We start from the raw sequence: 21,948 nt of genomic DNA on the forward strand, positions 1-21,948 counted from the left end.
ATCATCTGGATCATTTAGATCATTTTAAACATGATAAAAACATTTTCAATTCTGGTTGTCGATGATGAGCCTAGGAACTTTGATGTAATCGAAGCTCTTTTAGGGTATCAAGGCTATCAGTTGCACCATGCGATTAGTGGCAAAGAAGCAATCGCGCAGCTTGAAGAATTACGACCTGACTTGATTTTGTTAGATATGATGATGCCAGAAATGAATGGTATTCAGTTTTGTCAGCACATTAAAGCTATTCCTAGGTGGCAGACTATTCCGATCATTATGGTAACAGCCCTCAATGAAAAATCTGACCTTGCTAATTGCCTCAATGCGGGAGCCGATGATTTTGTTAGTAAACCCATAAATAGTATAGAGTTACGGGCGCGTGTCCATTCCATGCTCCGCATCAAGCAACAATATGATGATATTCAAGGATTATCTGCACTGCGTGCCGAGACCGTTGCGGTTTTAGAGAGAACACTCAATGAGCTAAGGGGGAATTTAGCGTCGCGGTTATCCCATGAAATCAATACGCCGCTCAATGGCATTGTCTGTACGATTGAGCTGCTTAAATCTGACTTCCAAAATATGGAAGTCGCGGAAGTGCAAGAGATTTTAGGCTGGGCGGATGAATCGGCTCAACGTCTTGAAAAATTGACGAAGAAGTTACTAATTTACTTAGATTTAGAAGTATCAGCCCACCGCCAAAAATCATTTCAATCCGCCCATACCAAATTTTCTAGTACAACGATCGCCACGAACTTAAATTCCTATATCAGCCGCCTGAATCGAAGTAATGATTTGTGCCTCGAGCTAGAGGAAGCCGAGATTCCCTTATCAGAGAAGGATATTTTGATTGTTTTGTTGGAATTGCTAGACAATGCGGTTAAATTTTCGGATATCGGGACAAAAATTATCGTGCGGAGTCAAGTGATTGGAGAAAATTTGCTTTTGTCTGTACAAAACTCAGGGGTGGGGATGACAGAAAAACAAATTCAGCTTGTTGGGGCATTTATGCAGTTTAATCGCGAGAATTATGAGCAGCAGGGGACTGGCTTGGGGTTGAGAATAGTTAAGAAAATTGTGGAACTAGCGGGTGGACAATTTGCGATCGCAAGTATCCCCAACCAAGACATATCCATTAATCTCACCCTACCGATCATTGCGATCGCCTAATGGTTGTATCAAATTCCACTCAAAAATCCTAAGCTATCGTTTAGGATTTTTTCTTAAAATCCTGATCTGCGGGTAATATATAGGAAATTCTTTTGAGATTTTGCCCGTATTTTATGGATTAAACAAAATCTATGCCTATATCTACAGATACTTTAACGGCAGATCAGATCGGTTCAGCCATGATTGCGAATCCATTGCTGGCAAACAGGGACACACCAGTAATTACCGCAATTACACTAATGAGAGATGCACGTCAGCAGGGAGGATCTGACGCTGCCAGAGCTAGCTGCGTACTAGTGCTAGAGTCCAACCAAGTTGTGGGCATTTTTACGGAAGCAGATGTGGTGAGAATGATTGCTCAAAGGCAATCCCCAGAAAACATGACAATGGATGCAGTGATGACCAAGCCTGTCATCACCACAAGGGCATCAGCATTTACAGACCTATCGACCATAATCCATCTGCTGCAACACCATCGCATTCTGCATTTACCTGTTGTGGATGCTCAAGACCAACTCATCGGGTTAGTCACAGCCGCTAGCCTGTGGGAATCGATCGGCATTAAGACAAAGTTGCTAAATGAACATCAAACAATCCTGCAAGGATTACAGGAAAATGAACATGATTTGCAGGTACAGCGTGAATTTAACCAATTAATTGCCGAAATTACCAGCCGATTTGTCGATTTACATCCCGAACATCTAGATGCAGAAATTCAATCTACGCTACGGTTGATCGGGGAAACTACCCAAGTCGATACCTGTTATATATTCCAGTACGACATAGAAAAACAGACTTCGAGCATGACCCATGAATGGGTGAAGGAGGGCTGCCAGTCGCAAATTGCGATCGCACAGGAAATCGACTGCTGGCGATTATTTCCTTGGAGCAGTAACCTGCTAGACCAATGCGAAGTAGTATATATCCCGAACATTGCCGACCTCCCGCCCGAAGCCGCCATCGATCAAGCAAATTGGCGACAGGCAAATATCGCGGCTATTTTGCTAGTCTCCCTCACCCAAAAGTCGGGCATGATCGGCGCAATTGGCTTTGCCTCCTTTAGTCAACCAATCGTGTGGCGAGAAGACACGATTCGGCTCTTGCAAGTGATGGGACAGGCAATCACGAATATGCAGGAGCGCATCCAGAATGAGCAGAAGTTAATCGAAAGTGAGGAGAGATTGCGTCTAGCGCTGATCTCGGCAAATCAAGGCATGTATGACCTGAATATCCAGACAGGTATTGCGATCGTTAATTCCGAATATGCCCTGATGCTAGGGTATGATCCTGCCACCTTTGTCGAAACTAATGCAAAATGGATTGAACGTCTGCATCCAGATGATCGAGAACATGTTGCTCAAATCTATCGTGACTATGTAGCAGGTATATTGCCAGACTATAAAGTGGAATTTCGGCAACAGACTACCACAGGTGAATGGAAGTGGATTCTGTCAATTGGGAAGATCTTGGCTTGGGATGAGATGGGGAATCCGTTGCGGATGTTGGGAACGCATATGGATATCAGCGATCGCAAAAAGGCGGAAGCTGAGCGTTTATTAGCCAAACAAGTCCAGCAAGAACTGAATTTGTTAGAAAACATCCTTGATGTCGTCTTGGCGGGATATTGGGATTGGGATTTGCAAACCAATCAGGAATATTTGAGTACAGGCTTTAAGCGCATGTTTGGCTATGCTGAGCATGAATTAGCTGACTCGCCCGAAACATGGCAAAGATTAATTTTTGCAGAGGATTTGCCGTCGGTTTTAGAATGCTTTGAGCGGCATGTGCAGAGCCATGGCGAAATTCCCTATTACAATGAAGTGCGCTATCACCATAAAGATGGCTCTACCGTCTGGGTAAACTGCTCTGGCAAGATCATCGAATGGGATCAAGATGATAAGCCTGTACGCATGATTGGCTGTCATATCGACATTACCAAACAAAAACAAGCGGAAATAGAACTATTAAATCTATCCGATCGCCTGACCTTGGCTGTGAAATCGGGAAATATTGCAATTTGGGATTGGAATGTGACTGATAACACCCTGATTTGTAATGACCGTATGTATGAACTATATGGCATTGTCAGAACTCAGCTTTTCAGTGTTTATGATACTTGGGTAAGCAGAATCCATCAAGACGATCAACCTATTGTGGAAGCCGCAATTCAAGAAGCATTGGCAGGCAGGAAAGACTACGATTCTGAGTTTAGGGTTATGCTTGATGATGGTTCTATTCGCTATGTCAAAGCTTATTCCCTAGTGCGGCGCAATGCTGTTGGGGAAGCAATTCGCATGATTGGTATGAATATTGATATTAGCGATCGCAAACAGTCCGAAGCTCAACTACTCCAAACCACAGCCCAACTTGCCGCCTCTAATCGCGAGCTAGAAGCCTTTGCCTATTCCGTTTCCCATGACTTGCGATCGCCATTACGAGCCATTGATGGATTTAGTCAAGCCCTTCTCGAAGACTATGGAAATAAGTTGGATGCAGAGGGCAAAATCTATTTCGATCGCATTCGGCACAATGTTGAGCGCATGGGAAACCTGATTGATGATTTGTTGCGCCTATCGCGTCTATCTCGTTCAGAAATGCGCTATAGCCAAGTCAACCTCAGTCTGTTGGTGCAAGAACAAATTGAAGAATTGCAAATGGCAGAACCAGAGCGACGGGTAGAAATTGCGATCGCATCCGATGTGTACGTCTCCGCCGATATCAGTCTGATGCGCGTTGTAGTCAATAACTTGATTCAAAATGCATGGAAATTTACGAGCCACCATACCACTGCTCGCATTGAATTTGGCATTGCCACCAATGACAAACAACAAGAATATCAACAAGAGCAACCGATCTACTTTGTCCGCGATGATGGCGCAGGCTTTGACATGAAATATGCCGACATGCTATTTGGCGTGTTTCAGCGCTTGCACAACACCAATGAATTTGCTGGCACAGGCATTGGACTCGCCACTGTCCAACGGGTCATTCATCGGCATGGTGGGCAAGTCTGGGCAGAAGCCGCCGTCGAACAAGGCGCAACCATCTATTTCACAGTGCCGCAGACCTTAGCAAATACTTCTAATCTCAAAGGAGCTTAAACCCATGACCATTCCACCAATTATCCTTGTCGAAGATAATCCCGATGATGAAAGATTGACTCTGCGAGCTTTGCAGCGCGGCAACATTGCCAATAAAATTCTGGTGGCGCGGAATGGCGAAGAAGCATTAACGCTCATCTTTAACAGCAATCCCTTACCCAGTGTTGTTTTACTAGATCTCAAGCTGCCAAAAATCAGTGGACTAGAAGTATTACGTCAGATCCGTGCTAACGAACGCACTAGTCTTCTGCCCGTTGTCGTGCTGACCTCCTCTAGCGAAGAACAGGACATCCTCGATAGTTATAACTTGAGAGCCAATAGTTATGTCCGCAAGCCCGTCGGCATCGAAAAATTTACAGAAGCTGTCCGCCAACTCGGTCTGTATTGGGCTGTTATTAATGAAGTAATTTCCCACGAAATCCCAGAATCATCTCTGTGAATGAGCAATTATGAATGAGCAATTAAGTGCATTAGATACTAATTCAGACAACCAGATCAAGATTTTAAGCATTGAAGATTCTGAAGATGATGCTTTGTTGGTACTTCGCGAACTGCGACAGTCGGGGATGCAAATCCTTTGGGAACGGGTGGAAGGCTCAGAGGATTTGCAGGCAGCCCTAAATAGACAAACTTGGGATGTGGTAATTTCCGATTATCATCTACCACATTTTAATGCTCCTGCGGCGCTCAAAGTCGTGCAAGCACACGATCCAATGCTACCTTTTGTGGTGGTTTCTGGCACAATCGGAGAGACGGCAGCAGTGAAATTGATGAAGGCTGGCGCTAATGATTATGTGGCGAAAGCAAATTTGACAAGATTGCCTGAAGTTATTCGGCGGGAAGTACGTGAGGCAAAGATCCGATTGGAACGGCAACAAGCTCAAATAGAACTAAATCTAGTTAAGGAAAGGCTACAACTTGCGATTGCAGGTTCGGGAATAGGGCTATGGGACTGGGAAGTACAAACTGGGGGCTTGATGGTAAATGAGCAATGGGCAACCATGATTGGCTATCACCCTGCTGAGTTAGAGCCAATTAATTTTGACACTTGGCAAAGCCATGTCCATCCAGAGGATTTAATCAAGGCTACGGCAGCACTAGAAACGCATTTTCGCCAAGAAATAGATAACTATGAATGTGAATTGCGAATGCTCCATAAATCGGGGAACTGGATTTGGATATTTTGCCAAGGGCGGGTAATTGAACGAAGCGAAAGCGGCAAACCATTACGAATGCTCGGTACAAATTTGAATATTAACGATCGCAAGCAAGCAAACCAAGCCCTAGAACAACTCAATCATGAGTTAGAAACCAGAGTAGAACAGCGCACCAAGGAATTACAAACTAGTGAAGAACGTACTCGTGCGACATTGCTTGCCTTGCCAGATCTCGTCTTTCGGGTCGATTGCCAAGGTACTTACCTCGACTTTTTAGCATCACCCCAAGGTCTAAATCTAGTCGATCCCCAACAAGTAATCGGCAAACGCATGTATGAGGTAGTCATTGAGGGGACTGAAAAAGAATATATAAATCGCAAATATGAGGCACTTCACAGAGCCATCACCACCCAAACCGTCCAAATTTATGAGCATCAAATCCAATTAGGCGATCGCATTCATTATGAAGAGGTGCGGGTGTCGCCCTGTGGCAATGATGAAGCTGTCTTTTTCATTCGCGACATTAGCGGTCGTAAACAGGCCGAAGTCCAGCTTCAACAAACCTACCAAGAACTAGCCCAAGCCACTCGCCTCAAGGATGAATTTCTTGCCAATATGAGCCATGAACTCCGCACCCCTCTAAATGCAATTTTGGGCATGACCGAAGGGCTCCAAGAGCAAGTATTTGGCACAATTTGCGATCGGCAACTCAAAGCATTACAAAACATCGAGTCAAGCGGCAGCCATCTATTATCGCTAATCAACGATATTCTCGATGTTGCCAAAATCTCCGCAGGGAGAGTTGAACTAGAGTACAGCAGCACTTCACTACAAGTTCTCTGCAAACTGCCCCTCACCCTCGCCAAACAACAGGCTAGCCAGAAAAATATTCATATCCATACGCAAATTCCCCATAATCTGCCTGACCTAAACATCGATGAACGCCGCATCCGTCAAGTATTGATTAATCTTCTAAATAATGCCGTCAAATTCACTCCCGAAGGCGGACACATCACCCTTGCTATCACGCAAGTGACCCATTTAAAAACAGAAAAATCTACACAGGAATATGTCCGTATTAGCATCACTGATACAGGCATTGGTATTTCCCCAGAAAATCTCACCAAGCTATTTCAGCCCTTCAGCCAAATTGATAGCGCCCTCAACCGTAAATATCAAGGCACAGGCTTAGGACTTGCTCTAGTCAAAAGTTTAGTAGAAATGCACGGTGGCATGGTTAGCGTCACTAGCGAGTTAGGCGTAGGTAGCTGCTTCTCGATTATGCTGCCCTGCACGGAAATATCCAGTCCATCGGCAATTCTCAATCCATCTGAGCTAAATCCCAATTATCTTGATCCCTCCACTAGCTCTCCCGATGCTTTAATATCACCGCTCATTTTATTAGTCGAAGACAATGAGTCTAATATCATCACTTTTTCGAGTTATTTGACCGCCAAGGGCTATCATCTCATCACAGCCAATAATGGTCTAGATGCGATCGCAATTATCCAAACCGAACATCCCGACTTAATTTTGATGGACATTCAAATGCCCCATATGGATGGCATCGAAGCAATGCAACTTATTCGCCAAAACCCCCAATTTACTGACACCCCAATTATTGCGATTACGGGTTTAGCGATGGCAGGCGATCGCGAGCGCTGTATCGCCGCAGGAGCAAACGATTATCTAACTAAGCCAGTAAAATTAAAAGAATTAGTCACGACGATTCAAAAATTTTTATCATGCAATAAATAGATTCTACATAACTCGATTAACTAAACTATAAAATTCTAGTATGATGCTTATATTAGAGATATTGGTTAGTCCCGTAATCTAAACTAAAACCATGGGGGAATTAGTTATATTTACCTAAACTACTCAAAGTCAATTGATTTTCTCCCTTAAAATTTAGCCGCTAGAGTTTGCTTGCACGGGGGGAATCCTCAAGCTAACTTTTTTCTTTGATTTTTTTCATTTTTGCAATTTAATTTTAATTCAAGGTTTTTCAATCGCAAAAAACTCATTTTAAGCATCAATGATTAGAGAATGTCCTGTATATTTTCCTAGCAATCCTAACAATTTGAGCTAGATCTTATCAATAATTAATTTAACAATCTTCTAAAATCTATGAAATCAAAATTTATTAAAGGATTACTCCTTTCACTATGTGTAGTTGTAACTGCGATCGCAATTAAAGCCTGTAGTAACCCTGCTCAAAATCTCCAAACTTTTAAAGTAGGAATTAACAGTTGGCCGGGCTATCAAATCGCCCTCTATGCCAAAGAAGCAGGACTATTTAGCAAACGGGGCTTAGATGTTGAATTCATCCGTTTTAACAATCAGCAAGACAATATTCGCGCCACCATGCGTGGTTCCCAAGATGCCAGCTTTACCCCACTATCGGAAGTAATGCAAGTAGATGCAAACCAAGAAAATCCTGTCATTATTATGGTTTGTGATATCTCGGCAGGTTCTGATGGCATTGCCGCCGCCCCTGACATCAAATCCGTCAAAGACTTAAAAGGCAAGAAGGTCAGCGCCAAACTCAGCACGGTTTCCCATTTGGTTCTCTTAGAAGCTCTCAAAGCCAATCAACTCAAACCAAAAGACGTAGAAATTGTTGATGTCGCCAACGAGCGCGGTGCAGCCATGCTCAAAGATGGCAAAATCAGTGCCTCCGTCCTATGGGAACCTCTCATGTCCAATGCCGCTAAAGCCGCTAAAGGCAAAGTAATTCATACCACCGCCGATGTTGATAGTGTCGTCATCGATTCTTTAGCAACTCGTTCCAGCGTACTCACCAATCAAGAAGATATACTAGTTAAGTTTATTGAGGCATGGTTCGAGACTATTCAAGCCGTAGAAACAAAACCAAAGGAAGTTTTCGCCTCCGTCGCTAAGCAACTGAATATGCCCATTGAAGTATTTGAAGAAGACTATAAAGGGCTAAAAAAAGGAGATCTTGCCATGAATCAACGCATGTTTGCAGGTGGGCGTTTATTAGAAGCATCAAAGCAAACCAGAGAACTATTAATTACCGATCCTCGTCATGGACGTAAAGTACGAGACAATGTGGATATTGTTAATGCTTCTCCGATCACCAAAGCAACTAAAAATTGGCAATCATGAATGCACAAATGAAACTACCTAAATATCAACTAGCTCATCAACTATTAGGTGGATTTGCAGTTTCACTGCTTGCTGTTGGTGTAGTTTCTTTGTCCATCACCTACACCACTCTCCGCCAAAATTTACAACACCAAATTCAGCAACGGGCTAGGGGAATTACACAGGGGCTAGAATTTGCCACCGAAGGTTTAATCGAAGATAAAGAGGTGTTCCTGCTAGAGCGGATTGTCCAAAACTACGCCACCTTACCCACCGTTATCGAGATATCGATTGTCTCACCTGATGGGAATTTACTTGCCCATAGTCGGACTATGGATATCAAAGAAACCAATACTAAATACGCATCTTTACACCCCGAACTTGCCTCATTTGCTCAGCAAGCTTCCCAAAGCGGCATCGAGAAAAATATCCAGACCGTTATCAAAGGTAAGCACGTGGTGGTGCAGATCTTACCCTTCAGCAGCACCCTATTTCAAAAAGATAATACTGAATTTGCCAACAACCAAGGTAACGGCATTGTCATCGCCATTATGAATTTGCAGGAAATGGAAGAGGAAGCTCTCCAGAATACGAGCTATGCAATCTATCTGATGATCTTTAGCCTTGGGCTAATGCTTGCATTTATGGCTTGGTTATTACGGAAATTAGTGCTTAGTCCACTCACCAAGATGACCCTTGCTGTATCTAATAGCCAGAAGCAAGGCAATTTGACCTTACCTGCCATGCCCAATAACGAAATTGGATTTTTAGGGGATACCTTTGCTTCTGTATTTGAGCAACTCAAAACCTATAAACAAAGGGAAATGGATATAGTCGAGAAAAAATATGCCGAGGTGGCACAGCGCTATGAACTAGCAACCCGTGCCGCCAAAGTCTGGGTGTGGGACTGGGATATCACAACCGACTACTTTGTAATGGATTCTGTAGTTAGAGAATGGCTAGGCTATACCCAGAGTGCATTGCCAGTTAATCTTGCCAGTTGGCTCAATTACATCTACACCGAAGATCGCAGCTTATTTCTCAAAAATCTCCAGAACCATTTAGACGGCAATAGCCCCGAATTTAACTGTGAGCATCGCCTCATGGATGTGGATGGCAATCTGCAATGGTTCTTGTCCCGTGGGCAAGCATTTACAGGTGCAGACAACAAAGCAATCAGAGCCATTGGCACAATTACCGATATCAACGATATTAAGCACTACGAAGCTCAACTCCAACAAACCAATCAGGAACTTGCCAGAGCTACCCGTCTCAAGGATGAGTTTCTGGCAAATATGAGCCACGAGTTACGGACTCCTCTCAATGCCATTTTAGGTATGACCGAAGGCTTGCAAGATCAGGTATTCGGTACAGTCAGCACTGCCCAGATCGAATCATTACGGGTTATTGAGCGTAGTAGTTCGCACTTGCTCTCCTTGATTAATGACATCCTTGATGTTGCCAAAATTGAATCAGGTCAGCTAGAACTCGATTACAGCTCTACAAATGTCGCCCTACTTTGTCAATCCAGCTTAGCCTTTGTCAAACAACAAGCCCTCAGCAAAAGCATTCAACTAGAAGTCAAAATTCCTCGCTATATTCCCGAATTGCAGGTGGATGAAAGACGGATTCGCCAAGTGTTGATCAACCTACTCAACAATGCTGTCAAATTCACGCCTCAAGGTGGACGCATTACCCTCGAAGTCCGACTCCAAGACTCTATAAGTCTTGACAATTCCACCTCAGCCCCCCACGACAAATTGGCGATCACCTTACCCCAAAAGTATCTATGTATTGATATCACCGACACAGGCATCGGTATTGCACCCGAAAATATCAATCGTCTATTTCAGCCCTTTATGCAAATCGACAGCGCCCTGAACCGTCAATATGAAGGAACGGGACTAGGGCTAGCCCTTGTCAAACGGCTTGTCGAAGTACATGGCGGCAAGGTTAGTCTCCGCAGCCAAGAAGGGGTCGGCAGTTGTTTTACCATCGCACTCCCCTGTAATAATTCCTATCAAGAAGAAAATAACCCCATATTTATCAGCACCCAAGACGTACATACTGCCTCAACCGATGACACTCCCGAGGCAATGCCCTTAATTTTATTAGCTGAAGACAATGATGCTAATGTCGTCACTATATCCAGCTATCTCAAGGCAAAGGGCTATCGCATGGTTTTGGCACAAAATGGGAGAGATGCGATCGCAATGGCAAAAGCCGAGCAGCCCGATTTAATCTTGATGGACGTACAAATGCCGATTATTGACGGTTTAGAGGCAACTAGACAAATTCGACAGATTCCTGCTTTAGTTAACGTTCCGATAGTTGCCCTGACGGCTCTGGCGATGACTGGCGATCGTGAGCGCTGCATCGCCGCAGGTGCGAATGAATATCTCTCGAAACCTGTTAAGCTAAAGCAACTGGTGAAAACTATCCATCAACTTTTAGCGACTTAACCAAGATAGGCAATGAATCTAGCATCTGTTTTAATCATTGACGATGAAGCTGATAATTTTGATGTGATTGAAACGCTATTGAGCGATCAAGACTACCAATTACACTATGCCGCTAGTGGTCAGGATGCGATCACCTATCTGGATACATTTCAGCCAGATCTGATTTTGCTAGATGTAATGATGCCCGTCATGGATGGGATCGAGGTTTGTAAACTAATCAAGACCCTGCCCAAGTGGCAAGAAGTCCCCATCATCATGGTGACGGCACTAAACTCCAAAGAAGACCTTGCTAAATGTTTGAATGCAGGGGCTAATGATTTTATTAGTAAGCCCCTTAGCTCTCTAGAATTTCGCGCTAGAGTGCAGTCGATGCTACGCATCAAAGAACAGCACGATCGTCTAGAACGGGCTAATGCGATGATCCATGCTCAACTAGAGGCAAGTTTGGAGGGAATTATTGCCGTTGATGAGCAAGGCAAACTAGTTGCCTATAACCAAAAAATGTGTGAAATATGGGACATGAATGCGATCACCGCCCATGTTAATTATCGAGAACTGCCCCTAATTCCACTATTGATACAGGAAAATTTTCCCGAGGAAATTATTCAAATTTTAGAAGAAACCTACGATGAGCCAGAGGAAGTTAGTCACGGCGAAATCATCATCAATAACAATAACTATGAATACTTTAGTAGTTCTGTTACTTCGCCCACGGGAAAATTTTGGGGATTTGTCTGGCGATTTCGCAACATCACCCATCGCAAGCAGTATGAAACTAATCTCCAACAAGCTAAAGAAGTTGCCGAATCTGCGCTGAGAGTTAAGTCGGACTTCTTAGCGATGATGAGCCATGAAATTCGGACTCCCATCAACGGAGTCTTGGGTATGACCGAGCTACTCGCCACAACAACACTCGATCAAGAGCAAAATCGCTTTGTGCAGTCGATTCAAACCAGTGGCGAAATTCTGCTCACGGTGATTAACGACATTCTCGACTTCTCCAAATTAGAATCCCAAAAGCTTTTGTTAGAGCATCTTCCCGTTGATGTCTATGCAATTATCATCGACACCTGTGCTCTGCTTAGCACTCAAGCTGAATCGAAGGGAATCAAAGTTCAATATCAAATTGACGAAAATACCCCTGCCTATATCCTCGGTGATGCGATTAGGTTACGCCAAATCCTTCTTAATTTAACGAACAATGCTGTCAAATTTACCCATGAAGGAGTAGTCCAAATTTCTGTATCCCCTACCACTGACGCAGACAATCAAACAACGCTCTTATTTGCAATTAAAGATTCAGGAATCGGACTCTCTCCTGAACAATTACAAAAACTATTCCAGCCCTTTACCCAAGCATCGATTGCCACTACTCGTCAGTATGGCGGTACGGGGTTAGGGCTGGTCATCTGTCAGAAGCTTGTACAAATGATGGGGGGTAAAATTTGGGCAGAAAGCGCCCTCAATCAAGGTTCAACTTTTTCCTTTGTCATCCCCGTGACTGTCACCGATGAAGCGCCACAGGCAATGACTCCCATTGAGCGGCGCAATATGCTGCGTCCCACCAAACCACTTCGCACCGATCTCGCCACTCAATTACCTCTGAATATCTTGGTTGCAGAAGATAATCTGATCAATCAAGAAATGGTGCTGGCAATGCTGAGCAAAATGGGTTATGTTCCCAAAATAGTGAATGATGGCATTGAGGTATTAGAAGCGATTAAGGAACAAGATTTTGATATTGTATTTTTGGATGTGCAAATGCCCCGTATGAATGGACTGGAAACTGCTACGCACATTGTCGGCGAATGGTCACAACTCTCGAATAATCCCTTGCGTCCTAAATTGATTGCGATGACTGCAAGTGCAATGCAGGGCGATCGGGAGATGTGTCTGGGGGCAGGGATGGATGACTACATCAGTAAGCCCGTATCCTTTGAAACGCTCCAAAGAATTATCGATCGCTGGGGACATTTCCCTAAAGAACAAGAACCAGAACCATCGATCCTCGATGTTAATTCAGACTTTGATGATCGCTCTCTCCAAGAGATTGAGCAAGTCTCTCTGAGTTTACCTAAACGGATGATTAGTATCTTCTTAAATGAAGAATGTCCCATTCTATTAGATAAATTACATCAGGCAATATTAGAACAGGATGCTTCACAAATTGAATATGTAGCACATACTTTAAAGGGAAGTAGCCGCATGTTGGGGGCAAGAGCCTTTGCGGAACTTTGCTTTGGTTTAGAGGTGGCAGGACGCAATAAACAACTGGATGGCAGTGAACAAATAATGGAGCAGATTGATGCGACTTTCCCTGTGGTAGTTACTTATTTAGAAGACTATCTGGCAAAGGAAAATTCTAATTTGGTGTAGGGGCAATTAATGAATTGCCCCTACGCTGAAATATGGCTGATATATTGAGTTTAATAAAAGCAAGGTAATGACACATACATTTTCAATTTTGATTGTCGATGACGACCCCAATAACTTCGATGTAATCGAAACTTTGTTGGGCGATCAAGACTACGAGTTACATTACGCTGCTAGTGGTAAAAATGCGATCGCAGTGCTTGATGCCTGTCAGCCAGATTTAATCTTGTTAGATGTGATGATGCCAGAGATCGATGGCATCGAAGTTTGTAAGCGCATCAAGGCGATTCCCAAATGGCAAACAGTACCAATCATTATGGTGACAGCCCTCAATAGTAAATCTGATTTGGCAAATTGTCTGAATGCTGGGGCTGATGACTTTTTGAGTAAGCCAATCAATAGTGTCGAACTGCGAGCAAGGGTTAACTCGATGCTCCGCATTAAGCAACAGTACGACAATATCCAAACTCTTTCTAGTATTCAATCTAATACAATTAATATCCTCGAAAGCACTCTCAATGAATTACGGGGTACTCTCGCCGCCAAGATGTCCCACGAGCTGAATACTCCCCTCAATGGCATCATCGGTACAATTGATGTATTGATGGCAGATCTCGAAAATATGGATCTTAGCGAAATTCGGGAAATGTTAGGTTGGGCAGATGAATCAGCACAACGCTTAGAGGGATTGACTAGAAAGTTTTTAACTTACCTAGAATTAGAGGTATCGCCCAATCATCAGAAATTATTTAAATCAAAACATACCAAATTTGTCAAAGACATAGTTGAGTCAAAGCTGAGAGCAGATGCTAGTCGAGCGCAACGTAGTGATGATCTAATCTTTGAGCTAGAGGAAGCTGAAATTACAATACCAGAGAATTATCTTTGGACGATTTTGTATGAGTTACTTGATAATGCTATGAAATTCTCGGCAGCAGGATCAATAATAAAAGTAAGGAGTCAAGTTGTTGATCACGTATTTCATTTGTCAGTACAAGATTTCGGGCGTGGCATGACCGACGAACAAATCGCTCTTGTTGGTGCTTTTATGCAATTTGAGCGCAAAATCTACGAACAACAAGGTGTTGGTTTGGGTTTAAAAATCGTCAAAAAAATTGTAGAACTAGCAAGGGGACAGTTTTCGATCGCAAGTATCTGCCAAGAGCAGACAACAGTAAATATTTCACTGCCAATTGCCCATATGCCAATTGTTCATGATTAGAGCTGGGCTAACTTCACTAATTTTTTCCTAAATCTATGTTCTCTCATCCTAATCCACTTACCAAATCAGAACTAAATGCGGCAATCATTCGCGATCCGATTGTAGTGTCGACTGAAACTACAGTGATGGTGGCAATCCATAGGATGAGTGACTTGCGATCGCAATGTGAAGTTCAACAAGACCAATCGAACAGGCAAGAGAAACTGCACATAGATGTGCGATCGAGCTGCGTGTTAGTTGTCGAGAATGAACAGATTGTGGGGATTATGACCGAGCGGGATGTGGTGCGCCTCAGTGCTGAGGGGCAACCGATCGATCTCTTGCCAATCCGTGAAGTGATGACGCAGAAAGTTACCACCATGCGTGAGTCAGCCTTTACAGACTTATTTATGGCGGTGAATCTGATTCAGCAGCAGGGCATCCGCCATCTGCCCATTGTCGATGAGCAAGATCGGCTTGTGGGCATCATTACCCATGAAAGTTTGCGTCAAACTTCCCGCCCGATCGACCTTCTGCGCTTGCGAATGGTCTCTGAGGTGATGACCCGTGAGGTGGTTTGCGCTCGTCACGATCAATCGATGCTGGCGATCGCCCAACTCATGGCAAGCCATCGCATCAGCTCCGTGATCGTTACTGCCGATCGCGAACAGGAGAATGCTAATCCCCAAAACCAACCACAAGTACCGTTAGGAATTATCACGGAGCGCGATATTGTTCAGTTTCAAGCTTTGGGCTTAAACCTTGCAAACAGCAATGCTCACGAGATGATGAGCAGCCCCATCTTTACCGTGCAACCAACGGATACATTGTGGTTGGTCTATCAGTTGATGGAGCAATATTTCATCGGTCGCCTTGCCGTGACCGATAGCCAGAATCAACTTTTAGGGATCGTTACCCAAAGCAGCTTACTCCAAGCTCTCAACCCCATCGAGCTTTACAATTTGGCAACAGTGCTAGAACAAAAAGTCCTGCGCCTAGAGGCTGAAAAAATTGCGTTCCTCGAAAGTCAAAATCTAGAATTAGAACAAAAGCAAGTCTTAACTTACCAACAACTACAGGAAGAACTGCAAGAACGCCAAAAAGCCAAACTTGCGCTGATTGCCCTCAATCACTCCTTAGAAGCAAAGGTTGCCGAACGTACTGAAGCATTGCAAAACAGCAAGGCCAGACTGCGCGCCATCATCGAAGCGATACCTGATATGTTGCTCCGCATAAATCGTCATGGCGAGTGCCTAGAATACATCAACGATACCGACTATCACGATAACTTTGTCCCGATTAAGTACCATATTTCCGAGGTCTTACCGCCAGATTTATGCCAACGTCAACTGGATGTCATCGATCGAGCGCTGACTACAGAACAATTACAGGTCTATGAACATCAGTTGTATAACAAGTTCGATCGCCTAGTTTTTGAAGAAGTGCGGGTCGTGCCGATCGATGAAGATGAGGTGATGGTAATTATTCGCGATCAAACCGATAAAAAGCAGACTGAATCGGAACTAAAAGCCAGTGAAGCAAGATTTCGGGGCATATTTGAAGCCAACGTAGTGGGGATGCTATTTGTCAATTTGCAAGGTGACATTCTTGATGCCAATGATTGTTTCTTAGATTTGATTGGCTACAGTCGCAGCGATCTCGAAGGGCATGAACTGCATTGGACAAAGATGATTCCTCTCGAATATCTGCCCATCGATCTGCACACGCTCGCCCATGTCAAATTAAGTGGCGTGATTGAACCTTGGGAAAAGGTTTACTATCACAAGTCTGGTCATCCTCTTCATGTGTTGATTGGGCTAGCGATGCTTTCGGAAGAGGAATGCGTCTGTGTGATTGTCGATATTAGCGATCTCAAGCGTACCGAAAAAGATCTTCAACAAAAACTAGCGGCGATTGAGAGTGCCATCGATGGCATTGCTGTGTTGGAAAATGACAAATACATCTACATGAACCATGCCCATGCGGAGATATTTGGCTATGCCAATGTGGAGGATCTGTTGGGCAGAAATTGGCAAATTTTATATTCGCCATCGGAGATAGAGAGATTTGGGCATGAGGTCTTTCCTGTGTTGGGACGCGATAAATCTTGGAGTGGTGAAGCGATCGCAACTCGCAAAGATGGATCTACCTTTGATGAAGGGCTATCGCTGACCTTAACCAATGATGGGCTATTAATCTGTGTCTGCCGCGATATTAGCGATCGCAAACAGGCGAATCAGATCATCAAGCGGCAAGCACAGCAGGAAACACTACTGCGGGAAATTACCCAACGCATTCGCCAATCCCTAGATCTGCAAACAATCTTTGATACAGCTTGCCAAGAAATTCGCCAACTGCTCCATGCCGATCGCGTTGGTATTTTCAAATTCGATGTTGACTCTCACTACGATGACGGTGAGTTTGTTGCCGAATCCTCTGTGGCAGGGCTGCGATCGGTACTGAGGCGACCCGTCCATGATCATTGTTTTGGCGAAGACTATGCCCAGTTATACCTAGAGGGTAAATTTTCGGCAATCAATGATATTTACAATCATGGCTTAACGCCCTGTCATATCGATGTTTTGGCACAGTTCCAGATCCGTGCCAACCTAATTATTCCCTTGCCCTGTGGCGAAAAACTATGGGGATTGCTATGCGTCCATCAATGCGATCGCCCCCGTCAATGGCAAGAATTTGAGATTAGTTTGACGCAGCAAATCGCTATCCAACTAGCGATCGCCATTCAGCAAGCGAGCCTATACGAGAAGGTGGAAAGTGAATTATTAGAGCGCAAACAGAAAGAAGCTGAGATTGAGCAGCAACTGCGGCGGCAGCAGGCTATGGCGAATATTACCCAACAAATTCTTCAGCAATCGCTTGACCTACCGCATATCCTCGAAACGGCTGTACAACAAGTAAAAGAAGTTCTTCATGGCGATCGGGTACTTATCTTTAGAGTATTTCCCAATGGTAATAGTCAGATTGAAGAAGAAGCCGTATCCGATGGTTTGCCTCAACTAAAAAACTTGCACTGGGATGATGAAGTTTGGTCTCAAGAAATCTTAGAACTTTATTGGCAAGGTCAACCTCGAATTGTGCCAGATGTCATGAATGATCGTTGGACAGAATGCCTAATGGAATATTCTGTTGAAGGAAAAATTCAATCCAAAATTGTTGCTCCCATTTTGCAGGAAATCAGAGCCGACGAAAGTCATCGCTGGGTTTCTCCCTATGTCGGTAATAAGCTTTGGGGAGTGCTAGTCATCCATGCCTGTTCAGAAAAACGGGTGTGGCTTGATACAGATGCTCAACTGCTACAACAAGTTGCCAACCAACTTGCGATTGCTATTCAGCAGGTCAACCTCTTCGATCAGGTACAACAAGAATTAGGCGATCGTCAGCAAGCCCAACAACAACTCACCGAGCGCAACGATCAACTCGCCCTCTCCAATCAAGAACTTGCCAGAGCCACTCGCCTTAAAGATGAATTTTTGGCAAACATGAGCCATGAATTGCGTACCCCCCTCAATGCCATCCTCGGCATGACTGAAGGGCTAGAAGAAGGAGTCTTTGGCAATGTCACCGAATCCCAAATTAAAGCATTAAAAACCATTGAACGCAGTGGCTCCCACTTACTAGAGCTAATCAATGACATTCTCGATGTTGCCAAAATTGAGTCAGGACAGATCGAACTAGAATACAGCACCGTTACCGTCGAATCACTCTGTCAATCGAGTCTTGCCTTTGTCAAGCAGCAAGCCCTCAAAAAACGGATTCAACTACATACCAAATTCCCCAATAACCTCCCAGAATTAAACGTCGATGAGCGCCGCATTCGCCAAGTGCTGATTAATCTGCTCAACAATGCCGTGAAATTTACACCAGAGGAAGGCTCAATCAACTTAGAGGCGAGTGTACTGCCCCTTGACAGCCCCGAACAGAATGATCACTCCGACATTCAAGGCTATCTTCGCATCGCCATCACCGATACAGGCATTGGCATCTCCGCCGAAAATATCGGCAAGCTATTCCAACCATTTATTCAAATCGATAGCGCCCTCAACCGTCAATATCAAGGCACAGGCTTAGGACTTGCCCTCGTCAAAAGGATCGTGGAAATGCACGGTGGTAAAGTCAGCTTGACCAGCAAGTTGGGGGGGGGCAGTTGCTTCATGATTGATCTTCCCTGTATCACCACGCATCCTGAACTCTTGCCGCCCAGTCAAAATAATAACTCCAGAACCTCTAGCCAAACTAGTACGCGAATTTCCCACATTCCCATCATCCTCTTGGTGGAAGATAGCGAAGCCAACATCATGACCATCTCTAGTTATCTGATTGCCAAAGGCTATGAAATGATCATTGCCAATAATGGACAACAAGCCCTTGATATTTTGCAATCGGTACAACCTGACTTGATTTTGATGGATATTCAAATGCCGATCATGGATGGATTAGAAGCGACTCAAAAAATCCGCCAATTGCCTGCTCTCGCCAATACACCAATTATTGCGCTCACGGCTTTGGCAATGGAAAGTGATATTGAGCTTTGTCTTGCCGCAGGCGCAACTAGTTATCTTAGTAAACCCGTCAAATTACGGGAGCTAACTACAACCATTCAAAGGCTGTTGAGTTCTCACTAAAAATTATCACTATAGCTGTAGCCATGTATGTTACGACAAAAGCAAACCCCAAAAGAACCCCAAAAGAGAGTCGCAGCGCGACGCGCAACGACTCTCTTTTGAGTTTTGGTCTTAGCTATAAAACTATTGATAATGGTGAAAATTCATGAATTACGATTACGATCAACTTCATCACTGTCCAGCAAATTTCTAGATACCCAATTTGTAGTGTCCCAGCAATACTAACTATGAGCAAACCATCTATTTTAGTCGTCGATGATGAACCTGATAACTTTGATGTTATTGAAACGCTTTTGAGTAATAGCGAAGATGTCGATCAAGACAATCAGGATTATCACTTACACTATGCTGCTAATGGCAGAGATGCAATTGAATCCCTAGATGTATTTCAACCCGATCTAATTTTGCTGGATGTGATGATGCCAGAGATGGATGGCATTGAAGTTTGTAAGCGCATTAAAGCCATCCCCAAATGGAGTCCCGTGCCAATTATTATGGTAACGGCTCTCACCACCAAAAAAGACCTTGCTCAATGTCTATTTGCAGGAGCCGATGACTTTATCAGTAAACCAGTCAATCGTTTAGAAATGATGGCTAGGGTTAAGTCGATGATTCGCATTCATCAGCAGTATAAGCAACTAGCAGAATTTAATACTAAATTGGAGTCGATGGTGCAAGACCGCACCGCCCAATTACAAATTATGATTTCTGAGGATGCGCTCACCAAGTTACCTAGTCGCGCCTATTTGCTGCACAATTTAGCAGATAGATTAAAACAAGGAGATTCTTCCCTCGCTTTAGTTTATTTAGATTGCGATCAATTCAAATTGGTTAATGGTTCCTTTGGGCATCATGTGGGCAATCAATTATTAGTTGCGATCGCAGATCGGTTGCGACAACATTTACGATCTGGCGATATCCTTGCCAGAATGGGAGAAGATGAATTTTGCTTTCTGCTTGATCAAGTGGAAGATGAGTCACAGGTCGAGCCATTTTTGCAAGATATTCTCCAAAGCTTTGTAGAACCATTTGTGGTTGCCAATTGCGAAATTTACATCACCGTTTGCATGGGAATTGCCCTAGGCAAAAATAGCGATCGCAAACCTGAAGAGCTATTACAAGATGCCGATACTGCCATGTATCAAGCCAAACTGCGGGGCAAAGATAGTCATCAAGTCTTTGATCGCCAAATGCACCTAACCATGTTCAATCGCCTGATTTTAGAAAATGATCTACAACGGGCGCTAGAGCAGCAAGAGTTTGTGTTGTTTTACCAACCCATCATCAATTTGCAAACAGAGCGCCTAGCAGGGTTTGAAGCCCTAGTACGTTGGCGGCATCCCGAACGCGGTATGGTTGCGCCAAACGAATTTATTCCCTCCATGGAGACAACGGGCTTGATCGTGCCTGTGGGCATGGTGGTGTTCCGTCAAGCTTGCCAACAACTCCACGATTGGCAACAGCAGGGCTGGACAGATCTAACGATGAGTGTCAACCTTTCGGTGCGCCAGTTTGCTTCATCGACCCTACTGGCTGATATTGATCAAATCCTTGCGGAGACTAGCGCAAACCCTGCCAACATCAAGCTAGAGATTACCGAAAGCGCGATTATGGACAATGCGGAGGCAGCGATTGCCCTCACCAAAGAATTGCGATCGCGACATATCCAAATCAGTATTGATGACTTTGGCACAGGCTATTCTTCCCTTGGCTATCTCCATCGTTTCCCCGTCGATAATCTCAAAATTGATCGTTCCTTTGTTAACCAAATTTACGCTGAAAACAACAATTATCACGTTGTTGATACGATCATTGCCCTCAGCAATCAATTGGGAATATCCGTAATTGCCGAAGGCATCGAAACCAAGGAACAGCTCCAATGGTTACAAAATGCTGGCTGTCAGTATGGGCAGGGCTATCTATTTAACCGCCCTCTCCCTGCTGCCGAGATTACCAAAATCTATATGGGAAGTTAACTTTTAAGCCATTGATTGGGGATGGATCGGGGCTGTATTTCTAAATTAAAGATGTCGGCAAAAGTCTTTGCGATCGCAATTTTTACCTGCTCAACTTCCAGATTCGGCACAAATTGATTGAGATTACAAACTTGGCAATCCGCGATACCACAGGGGACAATCCGTTCAAAACCAGATAAATCCATGGATACATTCAGCGCAAAACCATGCATCGTAATCCAGCGACTAATCTTGATTCCCATTTGTGCAATTTTTTGATATTGACCACCCTGATTAATCCATACCCCCGTTAAGCCATCAATGCGTTGAGAAGTTAACCCATAGCTAGCCAACACCTGTATGATCACCTCTTCCAGTTGTCGCAAATACCAATGCAAATCATGCTGATGATGGTCAAGATTGAGAATGGGATAGACAACTAACTGCCCAATCGCATGATGGGTAACTTCGCCACCGCGTTCAATGCGATGACATTCAATATCGGGATCATCAGGACTAAATTTTAAAAACTCTAAACTTGAACCTTGCCCTAAGGTATATACAGCAGGATGCTCAACCAATAACAACACATCGGGCAAATCTTGCCCATTGCGTTTTGCTTGCTTACGTTCTTCCACTAATGACTTTTGCCATTCCCATGCAGTTAGATAGGGAACAGGTCGATCACATTGATAAAGTAAGCAATTACGGAGCATATGAACATTCCAAATAAAAATAAAATACATAAACATTTTTAATCCCGCCGAAGGCGGGA

The 21,948-nt window shown here is 44.0% G+C and carries 11 protein-coding genes; 10 read left to right on the plus strand and 1 reads right to left on the minus strand.

What is annotated here, in order from left to right:
- Positions 1 to 30 precede the first annotated feature (30 nt).
- The 10 genes from H6F41_RS02525 (at position 31) to H6F41_RS02570 (ending at position 21,194) form a co-directional block, all read left to right on the plus strand.
- On the plus strand, positions 31 to 1,170 hold the full coding sequence (locus H6F41_RS02525; RefSeq protein WP_190401893.1) for a hybrid sensor histidine kinase/response regulator: 1,140 nt from the start codon (positions 31 to 33) through the stop codon (positions 1,168 to 1,170).
- 131 nt (positions 1,171 to 1,301) lie between these two features.
- Complete coding sequence (locus tag H6F41_RS02530) at positions 1,302 to 4,271, plus strand: PAS domain-containing protein (RefSeq protein ID WP_190401894.1); 2,970 nt, start codon at positions 1,302 to 1,304, stop codon at positions 4,269 to 4,271.
- Positions 4,272 to 4,275: 4 nt separating this feature from the next.
- Positions 4,276 to 4,710 carry a response regulator gene (locus H6F41_RS02535; protein ID WP_190401895.1) on the plus strand — a complete coding sequence of 145 codons (435 nt, stop codon included), beginning with the start codon at positions 4,276 to 4,278 and terminating at the stop codon, positions 4,708 to 4,710.
- A 10-nt stretch (positions 4,711 to 4,720) separates the two neighbouring features.
- Entirely contained in the window at positions 4,721 to 7,186 is a 2,466-nt protein-coding gene (locus H6F41_RS02540) for a response regulator (protein ID WP_190401896.1), read from the plus strand.
- A gap of 372 nt (positions 7,187 to 7,558) precedes the next feature.
- Positions 7,559 to 8,560, plus strand: coding sequence for an ABC transporter substrate-binding protein (locus tag H6F41_RS02545; protein WP_190401897.1), 1,002 nt, complete (start codon positions 7,559 to 7,561; stop codon positions 8,558 to 8,560).
- A gap of 8 nt (positions 8,561 to 8,568) precedes the next feature.
- Complete coding sequence (locus H6F41_RS18875) at positions 8,569 to 11,001, plus strand: hybrid sensor histidine kinase/response regulator (RefSeq protein ID WP_242022880.1); 2,433 nt, start codon at positions 8,569 to 8,571, stop codon at positions 10,999 to 11,001.
- 12 nt (positions 11,002 to 11,013) lie between these two features.
- Entirely contained in the window at positions 11,014 to 13,377 is a 2,364-nt protein-coding gene (locus tag H6F41_RS02555; protein WP_190401899.1) for a response regulator, read from the plus strand.
- A gap of 67 nt (positions 13,378 to 13,444) precedes the next feature.
- On the plus strand, positions 13,445 to 14,596 hold the full coding sequence (locus tag H6F41_RS02560) for a hybrid sensor histidine kinase/response regulator (protein WP_190401900.1): 1,152 nt from the start codon (positions 13,445 to 13,447) through the stop codon (positions 14,594 to 14,596).
- A gap of 35 nt (positions 14,597 to 14,631) precedes the next feature.
- Positions 14,632 to 19,218 (plus strand): GAF domain-containing protein, encoded by a 4,587-nt coding sequence (locus tag H6F41_RS02565; protein WP_190401901.1) that lies wholly within the window; start codon positions 14,632 to 14,634, stop codon positions 19,216 to 19,218.
- 227 nt (positions 19,219 to 19,445) lie between these two features.
- Positions 19,446 to 21,194: an EAL domain-containing protein gene (locus H6F41_RS02570; protein WP_190401902.1), complete on the plus strand. Its 1,749-nt coding sequence runs from the start codon at positions 19,446 to 19,448 to the stop codon at positions 21,192 to 21,194.
- On the opposite strand, the gene lipB is transcribed toward H6F41_RS02570, so the two are convergent.
- Positions 21,191 to 21,889, minus strand: coding sequence for a lipoyl(octanoyl) transferase LipB (gene lipB, locus H6F41_RS02575; protein WP_190401960.1), 699 nt, complete (start codon positions 21,887 to 21,889; stop codon positions 21,191 to 21,193). The genes H6F41_RS02570 and lipB overlap by 4 nt on opposite strands.
- Between the last annotated feature and the right edge of the window lie 59 nt (positions 21,890 to 21,948).

Origin of the sequence: Pseudanabaena mucicola FACHB-723, assembly GCF_014696385.1 — a bacterium.
Lineage (GTDB): Bacteria > Cyanobacteriota > Cyanobacteriia > Pseudanabaenales > Pseudanabaenaceae > Pseudanabaena.